1 protein-coding gene is annotated in these 4,286 nt (G+C 72.1%); it reads right to left on the bottom strand.

The features are described 5' to 3' along the window. A partial coding sequence (locus ACTWQE_RS33705; protein ID WP_443332900.1) for a type I polyketide synthase occupies nt 1-4,286 on the bottom strand: 4,286 nt, incomplete at both ends.

Raw genomic sequence — 4,286 nt, 5'->3', positions numbered from 1 at the left:
ATCGCTCACATCGCACGCCTCGACGACGACCTCCGCGCCGTACTCCGCAAGCTCGACCACCAGTTCCTCAACACCCTCGGCAGCCGGACCACGGCGGCTGACCAGCAACAGACTCCGCACCCCGTGCTCGGTCGCGAGGTGCCGGGCCATGACACGCCCGAGACCACCGGTACCACCCGTGATCAAGACCGTGCCGGACGCGCCCCACACGACCTCGGCCATGTCCTGTGTCTGTGCCCGGGCCAGTCGCGTGGCGAGGACCTCGCCGTCACGGATCAGCAGCTCGGGCTCGTCGGAAGCCAGTGCGCGCGGCAGCAGTGCCGCCGCGTCGGCTCCCGTGCCGGAGGCGGCACCAGGGGCGGCGCCGGGAGCAGCATCGAGGTCCACGAGACCGAAGCGGCCCGGATTCTCCGACTGGGCGGAGCGCACCAGGCCCCGGATGGCGGCGCCCGCGAGATCCGTACCGGAGACCGCGCCACGCGTGACGAACACCAGGCGCGAGGCGGCGAACCGGTCATCGGCCAGCCACGCCTGCACCAGCTCCAATGCCCGGGCGGCCGCGGCGTGTACGGACTCCACCACCCCGGCGGGTCCGTCGGCCGACGGGACGAGTACCACGTCGGGGACGGCGGATCCGGCGAGGGTCTCCAGGTCCGCGTGGGCCTCGAGGGAGAGTCCGTTCACGATGCCCTCGGCGTCCTTGCCGAGCACGGTGAGCGACTCGACGGATTCGCCGGTGAGCTGTATGCCGGCCCAGTCGACCTTGAAGAGGGCGTCGCGGTCGGCGGCCTTCAACTGCCCCGCGGAGAGGGGACGGACCGCCAGCGACTCCACCGTCGCGACCGGCGCACCGGCCGTATCGGCGAAGGCGAGCGACACGCCGTTACCGGCGGGGCGGATACGGACGCGGAGGCGCGAGGCGCCGGAGGCGTGCAGGGACACCCCGCCCCACGAGAACGGGACACCGCCCTCTCCCCCGCTGCCCAGCATGCCCGCGTGCAGCGCGGCGTCGAAGAGTGCCGGGTGCAGTCCGTACGCGTCCCCGTCCGTGCCCTCGGGCAGCCGTACGTCCGCGTAGACGTCCGCACCCAGCTTCCAGGCCGCGTGCAGTCCCTGGAACACCGGACCGTAGGCGAACCCGGCATCCGCGAACTGCTCATAGCAGCCCGTCACATCAACGGACTCAGCCCCCTCCGGCGGCCACACCACCGCATCGAACGACGCCGCCTCCGCCCCCGAAGACACCACACCACTCGCGTGCAACGTCCACGGGCCCTCACCCTCCCGCGCATGCACCATCGCCGACCGACGACCCGACGCATCCGCCTCACCCATCCACACCTGCACCCGCACCCCAGCACCCGACGCAGGCAGCACCAACGGCGCGGCCAACGTCAACTCCTCCAACAGATCACAACCCACCTCATCCGCCGCCCGCAGCACCAGCTCCACCAGCGCCGTCCCCGGCACCAGCACGGACCCCAGCACCACATGGTCCGCCAGCCACGGATGCGAGGACACCGACAACCGACCCGTGAACAACAGCCCTCCCGAGCCCGCCAGTTCCACCGCGGCACCCAGCAACGGATGATGCGCCGAACCCAGTCCCGCGAACCCCACATCCCCCGAACGCATCACACCACCCGAGGGCCAGTACCGCTCGCGCTGAAACGCGTACGTCGGCAGATCCACCCACCGCGCACCCGTGCCCGCGAAGGCGGCGGACCAGTCGACCGGCACGCCGTGGGCATGCAGGCGTGCCAGCGCCGCGAGCAGTGCCGGTCCCTCGGGCCGGTCCTTGCGCAGTACGGGAGCGAAGACGGCCTCGTCCGGCGCGGACTCGGCGGCGAGCGCGGAGAGGGCGCCGTCGGGGCCGAGTTCCAGGCACGCGGAGACGCCCTGGGCGCTCAGCGTGCGCACTCCGTCGGCAAATCGTACGGCTTCACGGACGTGACGGGCCCAGTACTCGGCGGAGCACAGCTGTTCCGCGGTGGCGGGCTCGCCGGTGACGTTCGAGACCAGCGGGATGCTCGGTACGCCGTACGCCAGGCCTTCGGCGACCGCGCGGAAGTCGGCCAGCATCGGTTCCATCAGGGGCGAGTGGAAGGCGTGCGAGACCCGCAGCCTGCTGGTCTTGCGCCCCTCCCCCTCGAAGTGCGCCGCGACGGCGAGCACCGCGTCCTCGGCGCCGGAGACCACGACCGACGACGGACCGTTGACCGCCGCGACCGACACCCCCTGCCCCAAGAGCGGCAGCACCTCCTCCTCGGCGGCGCGGATCGCCACCATCGCCCCACCAGCGGGAAGTTGCTGCATCAGCCGGCCACGGGCCGCCACGAGTCGGCAGGCGTCCGGGAGGGAGAAGACACCCGCGACGTGCGCCGCCGCGACCTCACCGATCGAATGCCCCGCCACGAAGTCCGCGCGCACGCCCCACGACTCCGCCAACCGGTACAGCGCCACCTCGATGGCGAACAGCCCGGCCTGGGCGTACGCGGTCTGATTCAGCAGCTCCGCGTCCTCACCCCAGACGACGTCCCGCAGGGGGCGGTCCAGGTGCTCGTCCAGCCCGGCGCACACCGCGTCGAACGCCTCCGCGAAAACCGGGTAGCGGCCGTACAACTCCCGGCCCATGCCCAGCCGCTGCGCGCCCTGGCCCGAGAACAAGAACGCCGTCTTCCCCGAACGGGCCCGGCCCTGTGCCACGATGTCCGCCTCGCTGCGGCCCTCGGCCAGGGCGGACAACGAGCGCAGCAGGTCCTCTTGGTTCGCGGCCAGTATCACCGCGCGGTGCTGGAACGCCGAGCGGCCTGTCGCCAAGGAGTGGGCGACATCCGTGATGCGCAGTTCCGGCTCACCGTCCAGTCGGGCCAGCAGCCGTGCCGCCTGGGCCCGCAGCGCCGGCTCGCTCCTGCCCGACAGCAGCACCGGCAGCTGGACCCCGGCCTCCGCGTCGGCGGCCTCATCCGGCTCGGCCGTGGCCGCGACCGGTTCGGGCTGTTCCAGGATCACATGCGCGTTCGTACCACTGATACCGAAGGAGGAGACGCCCGCGCGGCGCGGCCCGTCACCCTCCGGCCACCGGGCCGGGGACGTCAGCAGCTCGACGGCACCGGCACTCCAGTCCACATGTGACGACGGAGCATCGACGTGCAGCGTCCGCGGAAGGACGCCGTGGCGCATCGCCAGCACCATCTTGATCACACCCGCGACACCGGAAGCCGCCTGCGCGTGACCGATGTTGGACTTCACCGAACCCAGCAGCAACGGCCGGTCCTCCGGCCGCTCCTGACCGTACGTGGCCAGCAACGCCTGGGCCTCGATCGGATCGCCCAGCGTCGTACCCGTACCATGCGCCTCCACCGCGTCCACATCCGCCGCCGACAACCCCGCACTCGCCAACGCCTGCCGGATCACCCGCTGCTGCGACGGACCATTCGGCGCCGTCAGGCCGTTGGACGCGCCGTCCTGGTTCACGGCCGAGCCGCGCACGACAGCGAGCACCTGGTGGCCGTTGCGGCGCGCGTCCGACAGGCGCTCCAGCACCAGGATGCCGGCGCCTTCGGCCCAGCCGACGCCATCGGCGCCGTCGGCGAACGCCTTGCACCGGCCGTCGGGGGAAAGTCCGCCCTGGCGGGAGAACTCCACGAAGGTCAACGGTGTCGACATCACGGTCACACCGCCCGCGAGCGCCAGCGAGCACTCGCCGGAGCGCAGCGCCTGCGCCGCCAGGTGCAGGGCGACCAGCGACGACGAGCACGCCGTGTCCACGGTCACGGCGGGCCCTTCGAAGCCGAAGGTGTAGGAGACCCGGCCCGAGGCCACACTGCCCGCGCTGCCGCTGCCCTGGTAGCCCTCGAACTCGCGCCCGGAGAGCAGCTGCGAGTAGTCGTGGTACATCACGCCCGCGAAGACGCCGGTGCGGCTACCGCGCAGTGCGGCCGGGTCCATACCGGCGCGCTCCAGCGCCTCCCAGGTCGTCTCCAGCAGCAGCCGCTGCTGGGTGTCGGTGGTCAGGGCCTCGCGCGGGCTCATCCCGAAGAAGCCGGGGTCGAACTCCGCCGCGTCGTAGAGGAATCCACCGGAGCGGGTGGCGATGGCGCCCTCGCGGTCGGGGTCGTCCATCGCCCCGATGTCCCAGCCGCGGTCGGTCGGGAAGTCCGAGACGGCGTCCACCCCTTCGGACACCAGCCGCCACAGGTCCTGGGGAGAGGCGACACCGCCGGGGAAACGGCAGCTCATACCGACGATGACGACCGGGTCGTCCGTCATGGACGGGAGGGCGG

It is taken from the genome of Streptomyces sp. 8N706 (genome assembly GCF_052245415.1).
GTDB lineage: Bacteria > Actinomycetota > Actinomycetes > Streptomycetales > Streptomycetaceae > Streptomyces.
This window is presented reverse-complemented; position numbering and strand designations above follow the sequence as displayed.